The organism is Kitasatospora sp. NPDC059722, from assembly GCF_042733235.1.
Classification (GTDB): domain Bacteria; phylum Actinomycetota; class Actinomycetes; order Streptomycetales; family Streptomycetaceae; genus Kitasatospora.
This window is the reverse complement of sequence record NZ_JBHWGD010000018.1, coordinates 74,361-89,782: the sequence shown is the minus strand read 5'-3', so window position 1 is coordinate 89,782 and position 15,422 is coordinate 74,361. Positions and strand designations below refer to the sequence as shown.

The 15,422-nt window shown below is 73.5% G+C and carries 12 protein-coding genes; 8 read left to right on the top strand and 4 right to left on the bottom strand.

What is annotated here, in order from left to right:
* The coding region (locus ACFV4F_RS14855; protein WP_380502541.1) for an MFS transporter at positions 1 to 1,557 on the top strand (1,557 nt) is incomplete at its 5' end.
* A 63-nt stretch (positions 1,558 to 1,620) separates the two neighbouring features.
* On the opposite strand, the gene ACFV4F_RS14850 is transcribed toward ACFV4F_RS14855, so the two are convergent.
* Positions 1,621 to 2,139, bottom strand: coding sequence for a GNAT family N-acetyltransferase (locus ACFV4F_RS14850; protein ID WP_380502538.1), 519 nt, complete (start codon positions 2,137 to 2,139; stop codon positions 1,621 to 1,623).
* 53 nt (positions 2,140 to 2,192) lie between these two features.
* On the opposite strand from ACFV4F_RS14850, the gene thpR reads away from it, so the two are divergent.
* Positions 2,193 to 2,786, top strand: coding sequence for an RNA 2',3'-cyclic phosphodiesterase (gene thpR / locus ACFV4F_RS14845; protein WP_380502535.1), 594 nt, complete (start codon positions 2,193 to 2,195; stop codon positions 2,784 to 2,786).
* On the opposite strand, the gene ACFV4F_RS14840 is transcribed toward thpR, so the two are convergent.
* Complete coding sequence (locus ACFV4F_RS14840; RefSeq protein ID WP_380498372.1) at positions 2,787 to 3,377, bottom strand: TetR/AcrR family transcriptional regulator; 591 nt, start codon at positions 3,375 to 3,377, stop codon at positions 2,787 to 2,789.
* A gap of 110 nt (positions 3,378 to 3,487) precedes the next feature.
* On the opposite strand from ACFV4F_RS14840, the gene ACFV4F_RS14835 reads away from it, so the two are divergent.
* Positions 3,488 to 4,282, top strand: coding sequence for an SDR family oxidoreductase (locus tag ACFV4F_RS14835; protein ID WP_380435551.1), 795 nt, complete (start codon positions 3,488 to 3,490; stop codon positions 4,280 to 4,282).
* A 385-nt stretch (positions 4,283 to 4,667) separates the two neighbouring features.
* Here the strand turns inward: ACFV4F_RS14835 and serC are convergent, their stop codons facing one another.
* Together serC and ACFV4F_RS14825 are read right to left on the bottom strand one after the other, a co-directional pair.
* On the bottom strand, positions 4,668 to 5,786 hold the full coding sequence (gene serC, locus ACFV4F_RS14830) for a phosphoserine transaminase (protein ID WP_380435553.1): 1,119 nt from the start codon (positions 5,784 to 5,786) through the stop codon (positions 4,668 to 4,670).
* 163 nt (positions 5,787 to 5,949) lie between these two features.
* Positions 5,950 to 7,050 carry a citrate synthase 2 gene (locus ACFV4F_RS14825; protein ID WP_380435555.1) on the bottom strand — a complete coding sequence of 367 codons (1,101 nt, stop codon included), beginning with the start codon at positions 7,048 to 7,050 and terminating at the stop codon, positions 5,950 to 5,952.
* 418 nt (positions 7,051 to 7,468) lie between these two features.
* Between ACFV4F_RS14825 and pdxH the strand changes: the two genes are divergently transcribed.
* The 5 genes from pdxH to ACFV4F_RS14800 all read left to right on the top strand — a co-directional run bounded on the left by pdxH (position 7,469) and on the right by ACFV4F_RS14800 (position 15,383).
* Positions 7,469 to 8,101 carry a pyridoxamine 5'-phosphate oxidase gene (pdxH, locus tag ACFV4F_RS14820; RefSeq protein WP_380435760.1) on the top strand — a complete coding sequence of 211 codons (633 nt, stop codon included), beginning with the start codon at positions 7,469 to 7,471 and terminating at the stop codon, positions 8,099 to 8,101.
* Between the two features lie 146 nt (positions 8,102 to 8,247).
* Positions 8,248 to 8,439: an FxSxx-COOH cyclophane-containing RiPP peptide gene (fxsA, locus tag ACFV4F_RS14815; protein WP_359967709.1), complete on the top strand. Its 192-nt coding sequence runs from the start codon at positions 8,248 to 8,250 to the stop codon at positions 8,437 to 8,439.
* Positions 8,440 to 8,599: 160 nt separating this feature from the next.
* Positions 8,600 to 9,982 (top strand): TIR-like protein FxsC, encoded by a 1,383-nt coding sequence (locus tag ACFV4F_RS14810; protein WP_380435558.1) that lies wholly within the window; start codon positions 8,600 to 8,602, stop codon positions 9,980 to 9,982.
* Positions 9,972 to 13,985, top strand: coding sequence for an FxSxx-COOH system tetratricopeptide repeat protein (fxsT, locus tag ACFV4F_RS14805; RefSeq protein ID WP_380435560.1), 4,014 nt, complete (start codon positions 9,972 to 9,974; stop codon positions 13,983 to 13,985). The genes ACFV4F_RS14810 and fxsT overlap by 11 nt, the downstream gene beginning before the upstream one ends.
* Before the next feature lie 207 nt (positions 13,986 to 14,192).
* Positions 14,193 to 15,383 carry an FxsB family cyclophane-forming radical SAM/SPASM peptide maturase gene (locus ACFV4F_RS14800; protein ID WP_380502531.1) on the top strand — a complete coding sequence of 397 codons (1,191 nt, stop codon included), beginning with the start codon at positions 14,193 to 14,195 and terminating at the stop codon, positions 15,381 to 15,383.
* Positions 15,384 to 15,422 lie beyond the last annotated feature (39 nt).

Below are 15,422 nucleotides of genomic sequence, written 5' to 3'. Positions count from 1 at the left end.
GTTGTACGGGCCGTCGCGCCGCGAGGGGAGAACACCGTGACACCGCCGGCCGCAGCCGCCGCCGCCATCCGTACCGACGAGCCGACCACCGACCCCGCCGCGGCCACCGCCGCGGCCGCCGACAGCCAGGCACCCGCCCCCACGGGGCTGCCGGGCAACGGCGACGACGACCCCGACGAACGCACCGCGGCGGACGACCCCGCCGCTCCTGGCCGCAGCCACGCGGCCGCATCCCCGACCGGTGCCACCTTCACGCGGCCCCGGGGGATGTTCTCCTCACTGCGCGTTCGCAACTACCGCTACTACTTCGCCGGCCAGGTGGTGTCCAACACCGGTACCTGGATGCAGCGGATCGCCCAGGACTGGCTGGTGCTCAGCCTCACCGGCAGCCCGCTCGCCGTCGGCATCACCACCGCGATGCAGTTCCTGCCGATGCTGCTGCTGGGCCTGTTCGGCGGCGTCCTCGCCGACCGGATGCCCAAGCGCCGGCTGCTGATCTACACCCAGGGCGCGATGGGCCTGCTCGCCGCGGGCCTCGCCGTGATGACCGTCGGCGGCATCGTGACGCCGTACTACGTGTACGCGTTCGCCCTGCTCCTCGGCCTGGTCACCGTGGTGGACAACCCCACCCGGCAGGCCTTCGTGTCCGAGATGGTCGGCCCGAAGGACCTCGCCAACGCGGTCAGCCTCAACGCCGCCAACTTCCAGACCGCGCGCCTGGTCGGCCCCGCCGTCGCGGGCCTGCTGATCGCCGCGGTCGGCAGCGGCTGGGCGTTCGCCGTCAACGCGCTGTCCTTCGCCGCCGTGATCGGCGGACTGCTCGCGATGCGGGAGAGCGAGCTGCGCCCGACCGAGCCGATCGCCCGCGAGAAGGGGCAGCTGCGCGAGGGGCTGCGGTACGTGAAGGAGCGGCCCGAGCTGCTCTGGCCGATGGTGCTCGCCGGGTTCATCGGCACCTTCGGCTTCAACTTCCCGACGCTGCTGGCCGGTTTCGCGCACGACACCTTCAAGGTGGGCGCCGGGCAGTACGGCCTGCTGAACACCGCGATGGCGGTCGGTTCGCTGGCCGGAGCGCTGCTCGCGGCCCGCCGGGGCGCGCCGCGCCTGCGCCGGCTGGTGGCGGCGGCGCTGGGCTTCGGCGCGCTGGAGGTCGTGGCCGCGTTCGCGCCCGACTACTGGACCTTCGCGGCGCTGCTGACGCTGATCGGGGTGTTCGGGCTGAGCTTCAACACCTCGGTCAACTCGATGCTGCAGCTGGCCACCGACCCCGAGATGCGGGGCCGGGTGATGGGCCTGCTGGTGCTGGTCTTCACCGGCGGCACGCCGATCGGCGCGCCGATCGTGGGCTGGGTCACCGCCTCGTACGGGCCCCGGCTCGGGTTGCTGGCCTGCGGGCTGGTGTCCGCGCTGGCGGCCGGTGCGGTGGGCCTGGTGCTCGCCCGCAGCGCGGACCTGAAGGTGCGCTTCGACCTGCACCCGGGCCGCGGCGGCCGGGTGGTGGCCGTCGTGCCGCGGACCCGTGCCACGTCCAAGTCCCAGCTGGCTCCGGCCTGCTGACGAATCGTCAGGCCTCGGGTGCGGCGACGCCCCCGAGGCCTGAGGTGTACCCGGACGCTGTCCCTAGAGCCGGATCTCCAGGACCTGGCCGACCCACACGCCGTTCGGCTGCTCGACCTCGAAGGACTCGGTCTCGGTGAAGCCGAGGGCCCGGTACTGGCCGACGAGCTTGCGGTCGTTGCCGCCGTAGCAGTCCACCCGGAGCAGGCCGATGCCGCGCCGGCGGGTCTCGTCGAGCGCGTCGGCGATCAGCGCGGCGCCGATGCCCGAGCCCTTGCGCGTACGGTCGGTCACCAGGTTGCGGACGTACAGCTCGCGCTCGTCCACGGCGGGGATGTACTGCCCCCGCTCCTCGGACAGGACGCACGCGCCGACGGTGCGGCCCTCGTCGTCCACGGCCAGGCGCATCAGGAACGGCTCGCGGCCGTACTTCTCGACGTGCTCCACCCGGGCCGGGAGGGTGGAGAAGGGCTGGTCGCCCCACTGGCCGGTGCGGCCCTGGCCGGCCAGCCAGGCCACGGCGTCGTCGAGCAGGGCGAGCAGGTCGGGCACGTCTTCGGGGCCCCCGTTGCGGATCTTCATGGAGAAAGTTCTAGTGCAGACGACGGCTCGGCGGAAGGGCGGAAGATAAGACCATGAGATTGTTCGTGGCGGTGCTCCCGCCGGTCGAGGCGTTGCAGGGGCTCTCCGACGCGGTGGCGCCGGTGCGCGGGCTGCCCGGGGCGGACCGGCTGCGCTGGACCACGGTCGACGGCTGGCACCTGACGCTGGCCTTCCTCGGGCAGGTGCCGGAGGACCGGTTGCCGGAGCTGGAGACGGCCCTGGCCGCCGTCGCCGAGGCCCACCCGGCGCACCGGCTGCGGCTCGCGGGTGCGGGCCGGTTCGGCGACCGGGTGCTCTGGGCGGGGGTCGAGGGGCAGGCCTGGGCGCTGCGCAGGCTCGCCGAGGCCGTGAACGAGGCCACCGCGGACGTCACCGGCGAGGTGGACGCGTTCGCCTTCCATCCGCACCTCACGCTCGCCCGGGCCGGTTCGTCGCGCGGGCACCGGAGGGCCGTCCAGCGGGTCGCGGCGGCCGAGCTGGAGGGACTGGCCGCCGCGCTGGCCGACTACCGGGGGCCGGAGTGGGAGGCCGCCGAACTGCGCCTGATGAAGAGCGACCTGGACGGCGGCTTCGCGCACTACGAGACCGTCCGCGCCTGGCCGTTGGCGCGCTGGGCGGTCGACTGATCACGGCCAGGCGCGCATCGCGACGGCCGCGACCTGCTCCAGCTCCGCCCGGCTCGCGCCGTCGCGGGCGCGCAGCGTCATGCCGTGGACGACGGTCGCGATGAACTGCGCCAGCGCGGCCGGGTCGGTGCCGGCCGGCTCCAGGCCGGCGGCGACGTCGGCGCGGATCCGGGACTCCAGGTCGCGCACGTTGGCCTCGCGTTGCTCGCGGACGGCCTGCACGACGTCGGGCGAGGTGCAGTTGACCGTCGAGCCGACCAGCAGGCAGCCCCAGGGGTGGGCCGGGTCGGTGAGCACGGCGGCGGCTTCGCGCAGCATCCGGTCGACGCCGGCCCTGGTGGTCGGCTCCTCCGCGAAGGCGCGCGCCGTGTGGATGCCGTACGTCTCCTGGTAGCGGGCCACGACCTCGGCGAAGAGCGTCCGCTTGTCGCCGAAGGCCGCGTACAGGCTCGGCGGGCGGATGCCCATGGCGGCGGTGAGGTCGGCGACCGAGGTGGCCTCGTAGCCGCGCTCCCAGAAGAGCCGCAGGGCCTGTTCGAGGGCGGCCTCGCGGTCGAAGGAGCGGGGGCGCCCGCGCGTCGTGCTGGTCATGGCCAGATTTTATATCGAGCGCTACAGAAGCCGTGCTACGGTTCCATTCATTAGCGATCACTACAGAAACAGATCGCTGCAGGAGTCGACCGGAGTGAGGGGGCGTGGCCATGGGCGCGCTGGCAGGGAAGACGGCACTGGTGACGGGTGGCAGCCGGGGCATCGGGCGGGGCATCGCCGAGCGGCTCGGCCGGGACGGCGCGCTGGTCGCCGTGCACTACGGCCGCAACGGGAAGGCCGCCGAGGAGGTCGTGCGGACGATCGAGGCGGCGGGCGGACGGGCCTTCGCCATCGGCGCCGAGCTGGGCGTGCCCGGCGACGCCGACGCGCTGTGGGCGGCCTTCGACCAGGGGCTGGCGGCGTACGGCGCCGAGCACGGGGCCGGCCACGGCGGGGGAGCCGAGGGGCTGGACGTCCTGGTCAACAACGCGGGCATGGGCCTGTTCGGGAGGGTCCACGAGCTGGCCGAGGCGGGCTACGACGAGGTGTTCGCGGTGAACGCCAAGGCGCCGTTCTTCGTCGTCCAGCGCGGCCTGGAGCGCCTGCGGGACGGCGGGCGGATCGTCAACGTCTCGTCCGCCGTGACCCGGGTGGCCTTCCCGTCGGCCATCGCCTACGCGATGACCAAGGGCGCGCTGGAGACCTTCACCCTGGCCCTGGCCGAGGAGCTCGGGCCGCGCGGGATCACCGTGAACGCGGTGCGGCCCGGCGTCGTCCCGACCGACGTCAACCCGTGGCTGGAGGACCCGGCGGCGCGGGAGCGGACGGCCGGGCAGTCGGTGCTCAAGCGGGTCGCCGAGGTGTCGGACATCGCCGACATCGTGGCCTTCCTGGCCTCCGCCGACTCCCGGTGGGTCACCGGCCAGAACATCGACGCCACCGGCGGGGCCGGACTCGGCGTCTAGCCGGGGGTGAGCCGGAGGTACGCTCGTTGACCGTGGATCCCAAGACTCGCATGCGCATCGTGACCGGCACCCTGGTGCTCCTGCTGGTCGTCGTCCTGGTCGGCTCGCTGGTCAACCGGTAGCGGCGCCCCGGCGGGCCTCCCGCCGGGGGCAGTCCGGCGGCACTCCGGCGGCACCCCCGCAACACTCCGGCAGCAGCCCCGCGCCAACCTCGTGAGGGGGGCCCCGCCCCCCGCGCGGGCGGCCCCGCCGCGGGGGCGCGGGCGCGGGGCGCCCGCGGCGCCCCCCGCCCCGCGCGGCCACCGGGCGGGCCCGCCCGGGCGCCGCGCGGGCGGGGCGGGCCGGGGGGGGGCGGCGCCCCCTCTCGTCGTCGGTGTGCCGGGTGTTAGAGCGCCTCGACCACGTAGTCGATGCACTGCGTGAGCGCCTCGACGTCCGCCGGGTCGATCGCCGGGAACATCGCGATGCGCAGCTGGTTGCGGCCGAGCTTGCGGTACGGCTCGGTGTCCACGATGCCGTTGGCACGCAGTGCCTTGGCGACCGCGGCGGCGTCCACCGACTCGTCGAAGTCGATCGTGCCGACCACCTGCGAGCGCTCGGCCGGGTTGGCGACGAACGGGGTCGCGTAGGACGACTTCTCGGCCCAGCCGTACAGCCGGGACGAGGAATCAGCCGTACGGGCGACGGCCCAGTCGAGCCCGCCGTTGCCGTTCAGCCACTCCAGCTGGTCGGCCAGCAGGAACAGCGTGGAGAGCGACGGGGTGTTGTACGTCTGGTCCTTCGACGAGTTGTCGATGGCCGTCGGCAGCGAGAAGAACGGCGGGATGTAGCGGCCGGAGGCGGCGATCTCGGCGGCGCGCTCCAGGGCGGCCGGGGAGAAGGTGGCCAGCCACAGGCCGCCCTCGGAGGCGAAGGACTTCTGCGGGGCGAAGTAGTAGACGTCGGTCTCGGTGATGTCCACCGGCAGGCCGCCGGCGCCCGAGGTGGCGTCCACCAGCACCAGCGAGCCCTCGTCCGCGCCCGCCGGGCGCGCGATCGGCATCGCGACACCGGTCGAGGTCTCGTTGTGGGTGAGGCCGTAGACGTCCACGCCGGCCTCGGCGACCGGCAGCGGGTGGGTGCCCGGGGCGGTCTTGATCACGCTCGGCTCGCCCAGCCACGGCGCGGCCTTGACCGAGGAGGCGAACTTCGAGGAGAACTCGCCGAAGTCCAGGTGCTGGGACTTCTCCCGCACCAGGCCGAAGGCGGCGATGTCCCAGAAGGCGGTGGAGCCGCCGTTGCCGAGCACCACCTCGTAGCCCTCGGGCAGCGAGAACAGGCTGCTCACGCCCTCGCGCACGCGCTTGACCAGGTTCTTCACCGGGGCCTGGCGGTGGGAGGTGCCGAGCAGGGAGGTCTGGGTGGCGGCGAGGGCACTCAGGGCCTCGGGGCGCACCTTGGACGGTCCGCAGCCGAAACGGCCGTCTGCGGGCTTGATGTCAGCGGGGATCTGGATCTGAGCCACGCGCCGCAGCCTACCGGCCGGGGCACGGGCGGGGATACGGTCGTCCGCGTCCTGAGACTGTGATCTCGACTGCTCCCGGACAAGCCGAAGCGGGTCCGGCCGGGGCCGGACCCGCTGGTCAGGGACGGTGCGTCAGGGGGACGCCGGGGGCGTCCGCCTGACGTCAGTGGACGATGGCGTCCCAGCCCTCGATCTCCTCGGGGCGACGCGCGCCGGGGCCGATGTAGCGCGCGGAGGGGCGCACGAGCCGGCCCGTGCGCTTCTGCTCCAGGATGTGCGCCGACCAGCCGGCCGTGCGCGCGCACGTGAACATCGAGGTGAACATGTGCGCCGGGACCTCGGCGAAGTCCAGCATGATGGCGGCCCAGAACTCGACGTTGGTGGCGAGGACGCGGTCCGGGCGGCGGTTGTGCAACTCCTCCAGCGCGGCCTTCTCCAGCGCCTCGGCGACCTCGAAGCGCGGCGCGCCGAGCTCCTTGGCGGTGCGGCGCAGCACGCGGGCGCGCGGGTCCTCGGCGCGGTAGACGCGGTGGCCGAAGCCCATCAGGCGCTCGCCCTTGTCCAGCGCGTTCTTGACCCACGTGACCGCGTCGCCGGTGCGCTCGATCTCCTCGATCATGCCGAGCACGCGGGAGGGCGCACCGCCGTGCAGCGGGCCGGACATCGCGCCGACCGCGCCGGACAGCGCGGCGGCGACGTCGGCGCCGGTGGAGGCGATGACGCGGGCGGTGAAGGTGGAGGCGTTCATGCCGTGCTCGGCGGCCGAGGTCCAGTACGCGTCGACGGCCTTGACGTGCTTCGGGTCCGGCTCGCCGCGCCAGCGGATCATGAACCGCTCGACGACCGTCTCGGCCTTGTCGATCTCGCTCTGCGGGACCATCGGCAGGCCCTGGCCGCGGGCCGACTGGGCGACGTAGGACAGGGCCATGACGGCGGCGCGGGCGAGGTCGTCGCGGGCCTGCTCGGCGGAGATGTCGAGCAGCGGCTTGAGGCCCCAGACCGGGGCGAGCATGGCGAGCGCGGACTGGACGTCGACCCGGATGTCGCCGGAGTGCACCGGGATCGGGAAGGGCTCGGCGGCCGGCAGGCCGGGGTTGAACTTGCCGTCCACCAGCAGGCCCCACACGTGGCCGAAGGAGACCTTGCCGACCAGGTCGTCGATGTCCACACCGCGGTATCGGAGGGCGCCGCCCTCGCGGTCGGGCTCCGCGATCTCGCTCTCGAACGCGACGACTCCCTCAAGCCCGGGTACGAAGTCGGACATGCGACGGCTCCTTCAGTTCTGCGATCGGCGCTCCGCCGTGGTGGGGCGGGCACGCCAGTGACCGAATGGTGGTTGGCACTCGGTGCCAGAGTGGCAGGCACGGGGTGCATTGCGCCATACACCACCGTGGTGATGTTTCCCGCGGGCCCGCTTGACTTTTCCGCCGAGGGTCGGTCGTGCCCGGGAAATCTCCGGAACCGAAAGCCGTGTTCCGGACAATTCGCCGTACGACGGGCGGCCAAGCGGTGGCGAGTCACCTTATCTCCCACCGGGGTTTGTCTCGAGGTAGCGGTGCCGGTTGCTTGTCGTACGGGATGATGTTGGCGTGCAGACCCCGGAACGCGCCCAGTCGACGCCCCTGAGCCCCGCCACCCGGAACCTGGCCGACGAGGCCCGGCCCGGTCCGGACCTCACGGTGATGCGCAAGCACTACACCCACGAGGGCCTGGTCGAGGAGCAGCTCGCGCCCGACCCGCTCGGCCAGTTCACCCGCTGGTTCCACGAGGCGGACGACGCCGGCGTGATCGAGCCCAACGCCATGGTGCTCTCCACCGCCGACGCCCAGGGGCGGCCCAACTCGCGCACCGTCCTGCTCAAGGGCTACGACGCGCGCGGCTTCGTTTTCTATACCAACTACGGCTCCACCAAGGGCTCGGAGCTCTCGGCGAACCCGCACGCGGCCCTGCTCTTCCCGTGGATCGCGCTGGCCCGCCAGGTCATCGTCCAGGGTCGGGTCGAGAAGGTCGGCCGGGACGAGACCGCCGCCTACTTCCGCACCCGCCCGCACGGCTCCCAGCTCGGCGCCTGGGCCAGCGAGCAGTCCAGCCCGGTCGCCGGCCGCGAGGTCCTCGAACGGCGCTACGCCGAACTGGAACGCCGCTACCCCGAGGGCGAGGGCGTGCCCGTCCCGCCGTTCTGGGGCGGCTACCGGGTGGTCCCGGAGAGCGTCGAGTTCTGGCAGGGCCGCGAGAACCGCCTCCACGACCGCCTCCGCTACCTCGCCGACCCCGCCGCCCCCACCGGCTGGCGCGTCGAACGCCTCTGCCCCTGACGGCGGGGCGGGGGCGCGGCGGCACAGTTCACCTGACGGTCCGTCATGATCAAGGTGCGGCGTAGTAGCATTCTGCCCGCGCGGACCTGGGTCGGATCCCACCGGGGCACCAGCCCGCCGTGCCGACACGATCGAGTGAGGGACTGATGGGCGTCACCGGTGCGGAAACCGCCGCTGGACTCGGCTCTGACCTGGTCGACGTCGCCGCCCTGCCGCTCGACGAACTCGACGCGCTGCCCGACACCGTCCTCGGCGACCTGCTGCGCCGGGTGGTCGCGGACGCGCTGACCCCCGGCGCGGAACCGCTCGCGGCGTTCCAGTCGGCGCTCGGCCGGTAGCGAGGGCGGTAGCGGGGCCTGCCGGGGCGTGCGCCCCACCACCGGTTAAACCCCCCGGAGCCTCCGAGTTCGCCAACTTCCCGGCGCGGCCGGTGGAGTTCACGACATGCTGGGTATGAAACCAGCGCCGTCGCGACACCGTCGGGCCTCGGGGGACAGAGTGCTGCAGCCTTACTTCTTCTTCAGCTACGCCCGTGTGGACTTCGAGGCGGAGGACGCCTTCGTCGACCAGTTCTTCAACGATCTGAGAGACGAGCTCGGGCGCATCGAACCCGCCGCGCGGGCCGAGGAGCTGGCGTACCGCGACACCGAGCAGCTGCGCGTCGGCGACGACTGGGCCGAGCAGCTCGCCACCATGCTGGGCCGCAGCCGCACGATGGTCGCGCTCTACTCGCCCGCCTACTTCGCCAGCCTCTACTGCGGCAAGGAGTGGACCGCCTTCCGCGGCCGCGTCCGGCGCCACCACGAGGACACCGGCGAGCTCATCCCGGCGCTGGTCCCGGTGCTCTGGGAACCGGTCGTCCCGGGCGAGTTGGCCGCGGAGGTCACCAAGATCCAGTGGGCCCAGCCGGACATGGGCGAGGCCTACGCGCGGTACGGCCTGCGCGCGCTGCTGCGCACCGGGCCGCAGGGCGACGCCTACCGGCAGGTCGTCAAGGTCGTCGCCGAGCGCGTCCGCGACGCGGCCGCGCGCCGCCTCACCGAGCTCGCCGACTTCGACCTCAACGCGGTGCGCGGCTACTTCCCCGGCCCGCAGCCGGTGGAGCCCACGGCCGCCGCGGGCATGGTCCGGCTGTTCATCGCGGCCGGCCGGGCCTCGGAGGCCGCCGCCGAGGGCGGTTCCCACGCCGGCGGCTGGTACGGGGCCAAGCCCTGGCACTGGGCGCCGTACCACCCGCCCACGACGCCGTCCCTCGCGGTGCGCGCCCAGCGGGTGATCACCGCCGCCGGACACACCACCACCCTGGAGGAGGTCGGCACGGGCCTCGGCGAGAAGCTCGACCAGGCCCGCGAGGACAGCCAGGTCAGCGTCCTGCTGGTGGACCCCTGGGTGGCCGGGCACGACCGCTACCGCACCGCACTGCGCGAGTACGACGACCAGAACCACCCCGTCACCGGCGTGATGGTCCCGATGGGCAGCGCCGACCCGGAGGGGGAGCGCGACGCGCTCTGGGCCGGCGTGCGCGGCGTGTTCCGCCGCAACTGGCTGCGCCGGAGCGACCCGGAGCACCTCTTCCGCGTCAAGGTGAACCGGGAGAACTTCGACTCCGACCTCACCATCATGGTGACGGTCGCTCAGAACAAGCTCATGGACGACAACCTGGACTGGGGGGACGATGACGGTGGCGCATTCGGCTTCGGCCCCGGCGGCACCGGCGAACGGGCGATCCCCGGGCTGGCCATCCCGTTCGGTCCGCAGCCGGCCCCGGAGACCCCGCCACGGGAACCGGGGCGGTGGCCCAACCCGCCCGACGTGCCGAACCCGCGCGACCACCACGACGACGCAGCGCCCCTGAGGGGAGACCAGGACGATGATCACTGAGCCCGGAACAGAGCCGGCCCGCGGCGGACCGGGATCGGTCGTCACGTTCTACTCCTTCAAGGGCGGCACCGGCCGCACCATGGCCCTCGCCAACGTCGGCTGGATCCTCGCCAGCCGCGGCCTGCGCGTCCTCGTCGTCGACTGGGACCTGGAGGCGCCCGGCCTCCACCGCTACTACCACCCGCTGCTGGTCGACCCCGAACTCCACTCCACCGAGGGCCTGATCGACCTGCTGCGCTCCTACGTCAAACAGGCGTTGCCCTCCGCCGTCGGACCGACCGGCCTGCCCCCGGCCGCCTGGCTCGACGAACCGGGCCGGCTGGACGCCTACGTCTGCGGCCTCGCCCTCGACCTGCCGGCCGGCGGACGGCTCGACTTCCTCCCGGCCGGCCGGCAGAACGCCGCCTACGCCGCCGCCGTCACCAGCTTCAACTGGCGCAGCTTCTACCACGGGCGGGACATCCGCGGCGGCGAGTTCCTGCGCGAGCTGCGCGAACGCTGGTCCCGTACGTACGACTACGTGCTCATCGACAGCCGCACCGGCGTCAGCGACACCTCCGGCATCTGCACCGTCCTGATGCCCGACTCCGTCGTCGACTGCTTCACCTTCAGCGCCCAGAACATCCGCGGCGGCGTCGACGCCGCCCGGGCCATCGCCGAGGCCGAGGAACGGGCCATCCGCGTCCTGCCGGTGCCGATGCGGGTCGAGGACGCCGAGCAGGAGCGCCTCGAAGCCGGCCGCGACTTCGCCCGCGAGGCCTTCGCGCCCTACCTGGGCCGCTGGCTGCCCGCCGAACGCCGGGCCGGCTACTGGGCCGACGTCGAGGTCCCGTACAAGCCGTTCTACGCCTACGAGGAGGTGCCCGCCACCGTCGCCGACCGGCCGCAGGAGGCCCGCAGCCTGCTCAACGCCTTCGAACGGCTGGCCGGCTGGATCACCGACGGCAGGGTCCGCACCCTGCGCCCGCTCGGCTCCGAGACCCGCCGCCGCCTCTACGGCGCCTACCTGCGCTCCGCCCGGGCCGTGCCCCGGCAGGTCTTCGTCAGCTACGCGCCCGAGGACCGGATGTGGGCCGAGTGGGCGGCCGGCACCCTCACCCGCTTCGGCTACCAGTCCTCCCTGCACAACGCCGCCGAACCGTACACCGGCGGCCGCCCGCCCGAGGTCGCCGGGCCGCTCGACGGCCAGGGCCGGCTGCTCGCGCTGCTCTCGCCCGAGTACACCGCGCTGCCCCGCGCCGCCGAGGTCTGGCAACTGCTCCAGGGCCGCGAACTCGCCTCCGGCTCCCCGGCCCTCGTCGCCCTGCGGCTGCAGGACTCCGACGAGCCGGTGCCCCGCCCCTTCATCGGCCAGGCCGCGCCCGACCTCGTCCGCTCCTCCGCCGTCGCCGCCGAGTCCCAGCTCTACGGCGAGCTCGGCCCGCCGCCCGGCAGCGCCCGCCAGTCCGACTCCGACAGCGGCGAGTTCCTCGCCCCCGCGCGCTTCCCCGGCACCGCCCCGCAGGTCCAGGAGGCGCCCTCGCGCAACGCCTCCTTCATCGGCCGCGGCAAGCTCCTCGAACTGCTCCGCAACCGCTTCACCGGCGGCCCCGGCGCCGTGCTCAGCCAGGTCCTGTACGGCTTCGGCGGCGCCGGGAAGTCACAGATCGCCGCCGAGTACGCCCACCGCTTCAAGGCCGCCTACGACGTCGTCTGGTGGGTGCCCGCGGAGGAACCCGCCAACATCCCGCAGAAGCTCGCCGAACTCGCCCCGCGGCTCGGCGTGCCCACCAGCGACGACGTCGCGCACACCGCCGCCGCCGTCCTCGACGCGCTGCGCCGCGGCCAGCCCTACCGCCGCTGGCTGCTCGTCTTCGACAACGCCGGCACCCCCGAGGAACTCGCCCCCTGGCAGCCGGTCGGCTCCTCCGGCGGGCACGTCCTGATCACCTCCCGCAACCAGGGCTGGGCCCGGCACGCCGGCCTCGTCGAGGTCGACGTCTTCCTCCGCGAGGAGAGCATCCGGCTGCTGCGCCGCTTCAACAGCGGCCTCTCCCTGGAGGACGCCGACCAGGTCGCCCACCGCCTCGGCGACCTGCCGCTCGCCGTCGGCCAGGCCGCCGTCTGGCTGCAGGAGACGTCCATGCCGATCGCCACCTACCTCGAACTGCTCGACGAAGAGCTCACCGAGATGCTGGAGCGCACCGCCCTGCGCACCGCCGACTACCCGCACTCCGCCGCGGCCACCTGGCGCATCTCGGTCGAGGAACTGCGCCGGATGAACGCCCCGGCCGCCCAGATCCTGGAGATCTGCGCCTTCTTCGGCCCCGACGCCATCCCGATGCGGCTGCTCTACAGCCGCGCGGTCACCCGCGCCCTGCGGCTGCCCCCGCGCGCGCCCCGCGACAAGCTCGCGATCGGCGAATTCCTGCGCGCCATCAACCGGTTCGGGCTCGCCCGCACCGACCAGGGCAGCGAGACCATCACCGTGCACCGGCTCGTCCAGGCCGTGCTCCGGGACCAGGTCGAGGAGGAACGGCGGGCCGAACTGCGCGGCGTCGTCCACGCGGCGCTCGCCACCGCCAACCCCGGCGACCCCGACGTCCCCGCCAACTGGGCCGAGTACGCCGAACTCCTGCCGCACCTGTGGCCCTCCGGCGCCGTCGACAGCGCCGACGAGGACGTCCGGCAGTGGATCATCGACTCCGTCCGCTACCAGTGGAAGCGCAGCCTGCACGAGTCCGGCCGGGAACTCGCCGAGCGGACGCTCGAACACTGGAGCCGGGACGGCTACGGCGGGCCCGGCTTCGACGTCGACAACGACGCCCAGACGCTCATGCTGCGCACCCAGCTCAGCAACATCCGCCGGTCCCAGGGCGCCCTCCAGGAGGCGTACGAGATGGACCGCGACATCCTGGACCGGTTCACCGCGACCCTCGGCCCCGAGCACTCGCACACCCTCGCCGTCGCCAACAGCCTCGGCGCCGACCTGCGCTTCCTCGGCCGCTACGACGAGGCCCGCACCCTCGACCGCCGCACCCTGGACGCGGCCCGGCGCACCCTCGGGCCCGACCACCCGCGCACGCTCATGATCACCAACAACCTCGCCGTCTCCGACTACCTGGCCGGCGACCGGCGGGCGGCGTTGGAGCGCCACCGCAGCAACTACCTCCAGCAGCGCGACGCCCTCGGCGCGCACAGCCTCTACGCGCTCTCGTCCGCCTCCAACTACGCGCGCGACCTGCGCGAGACCGGACGCCTGCGGGAGGCCCTCGACCTGCTGGAGGAGACCGTCCGGATCTACCAGCAGACCATCGGCGACGGCCACACCGACACCCTCCGCGCCCGCAAGAACCTCGCCGTGGCCCTGCGGCGGGCCGGCCGCTACAACGAGGCCCTGGAGATAGACGAGGACATCTACCAGCGCTACCTGGACATCAACGGCCCCGAGCACCCCGACACCCTCGCCGCCGCCACCAACCTGGCCAGCGACCTCAACGCCCTCGGCCTCACCGAGCGGGCCATCCCGCTCGCCGAGCGGGCCCTCGCGCGGTACCGCGACTACCTGGGCGAGAACCACCCGGTGACCCTGGCGGGCGCCAACAACCTGTCCGTCTACCTGCGGCTGGCCGGCCGCCTGGAGGAGGCGAAGGCGTTGTCCGGGCGGACCCTGGCGCAGTTCCGGACGGTCCTCGGGGACCACCACCTCTACATCCCGATCGCGATGATGAACCACGCGAACGACCTGGCGCTGGCCGGGGAGACGCAGGAGGCGCTGGCCCTGGAACTGGAGGCCGCGCCCCTCATGACCGCGACGCTCGGCCAGGACCACTACGACTCGATCGGCATCAACTCCAACCTCTCGCTGTCGCTCGCGACCGCGGGGCAGACCGAGCGGGCGGCCGAGCTGCGGGCGGACTGCATCCGCCGGGCCCGGGCGACGCTGGGGGAGGAGCACCCGACGACCGTGGCGGTGAAGGCGGGGCTGCGGCTCGACTCGGACGTGGAGCCGCCGCACGTGTGACGTGTCGTCAATGAATCGGTGCCCACTGCTGTCGAGGGGATTGGCGGTGCGGCAAGGGGCATGGTCGTGCGGCAGGGGGATTGGCGGCGTGGCAAGGGGCATGGTCGTGCGGCAGGGGGATTGGCGGTGTGGCAAGGGGCATGGTCGTGCGGCAGGGGGATCGGCCGTGTGGCAAGGGGCTCGGCCGGGCGGGGTTAGGCTCGCCGTATGGTGGCGTTCCGGCAGTTCCTGCTGAAGATCCACAGTCGGTGCAACCTGGCCTGCGACTACTGCTACGTCTACGAGGCCGCGGACCAGAGCTGGCGGGACCGGCCCCGGCGGATGGAGCTGCCGGTGGTCCGGCGCACCGCGCGCCGGATCGCCGAGCACGCGGCCGAGCACCGGCTCGACGAGGTCGTCGTGGTGCTGCACGGCGGGGAGCCGCTGCTCGTCGGCGCCGGTCATCTCGACGACCTGTTGGGGGAGTTGGCGGGAGCCGGGCCGCGGGTCCGGTTCAGCCTGCAGACCAACGGGCTCCGGCTGCTCGACGAGCCCGCGCTCCTGGACGTCCTGCACCGGTACCGCGTCGGCGTCGGGGTGTCACTGGACGGCACGCGCGCCGACCACGACCGGCACCGGCTGCTGCCCTCCGGCGCGGGCAGCTGGGAGCGGACCGCCGAGGCGGTGCGGCTGCTCGGCTCGCCCGAACACCGCTCGCTGTTCGCCGGATTGCTGTGCGTCGTCGACCTGGCGGCGGACCCGGTGGCCACCTACGAGGCCCTGCTGGAGTTCGCCCCGCCCCGGCTCGACCTGCTCCTGCCGCACGCGACCTGGCAGTCCCAGCCGGCGGGCGTGCGGCGCGTCCTGCCGTCCGCGCCCCCGGCCGGCGGGGAGGCGGCGCCGTACGGGGAATGGCTGATCGCCGCCTTCGACCGGTGGTTCGACGCCCCCCGGCGGGAGACCGGCGTGCGGCTGTTCGAGGAGCTGGCCGTGCTGCTGCTCGGCGGGCGCGCGGCCAGCGAGGCCGTCGGGCTCGCGCCGGTGGACCTCGTGGTGATCGAGGCGGACGGCACGATCGAGCAGGCGGACAGTCTCAAGGCCGCGTACGACGGCGCCGCGGCGACGGGACTGGACGTGTGGCGGCACGGCTTCGCCGACGCTGCGGCGCATCCGGCCTTCTTGGCTCGCCAGCGTGGGGTGGACGGGCTCGGGCCGGTGTGTGTGGGGTGCCCGTTGGTCCGGGTGTGTGGGGGTGGGCTCTATGCGCATCGGTATGCGGGGGACGGGTTCGGGCATCCGTCTGTGTATTGCGCGGATTTGGATCGGTTGATTCGGCATGTGGTGGGGCGGTTGCGGGTGGAGGTGGGGGCCGCTGCGCGGGGCTTGGGGTGCGGGGTGGGCTTTCGGGTGGGTGGGTGACGCCGGGGGTGGCTCCGGGGGTGGCCGCTCCGGGGGCTG

Excerpts from the sequence above, each read along its gene's own strand:
- ACFV4F_RS14850 (WP_380502538.1), bottom strand. The coding sequence starts at position 2,139 with ATGAAGATCCGCAACGGGGGCCCCGAAGACGTGCCCGACCTGCTCGCC.
- thpR (WP_380502535.1), top strand. The coding sequence starts at position 2,193 with ATGAGATTGTTCGTGGCGGTGCTCCCGCCGGTCGAGGCGTTGCAGGGG.
- ACFV4F_RS14840 (WP_380498372.1), bottom strand. The coding sequence starts at position 3,377 with ATGACCAGCACGACGCGCGGGCGCCCCCGCTCCTTCGACCGCGAGGCC.
- ACFV4F_RS14835 (WP_380435551.1), top strand. The coding sequence starts at position 3,488 with ATGGGCGCGCTGGCAGGGAAGACGGCACTGGTGACGGGTGGCAGCCGG.
- ACFV4F_RS14825 (WP_380435555.1), bottom strand. The coding sequence starts at position 7,050 with ATGTCCGACTTCGTACCCGGGCTTGAGGGAGTCGTCGCGTTCGAGAGC.
- pdxH (WP_380435760.1), top strand. The coding sequence starts at position 7,469 with ATGCGCAAGCACTACACCCACGAGGGCCTGGTCGAGGAGCAGCTCGCG.
- fxsA (WP_359967709.1), top strand. The coding sequence starts at position 8,248 with ATGGGCGTCACCGGTGCGGAAACCGCCGCTGGACTCGGCTCTGACCTG.
- fxsT (WP_380435560.1), top strand. The coding sequence starts at position 9,972 with ATGATCACTGAGCCCGGAACAGAGCCGGCCCGCGGCGGACCGGGATCG.
- ACFV4F_RS14800 (WP_380502531.1), top strand. The coding sequence starts at position 14,193 with ATGGTGGCGTTCCGGCAGTTCCTGCTGAAGATCCACAGTCGGTGCAAC.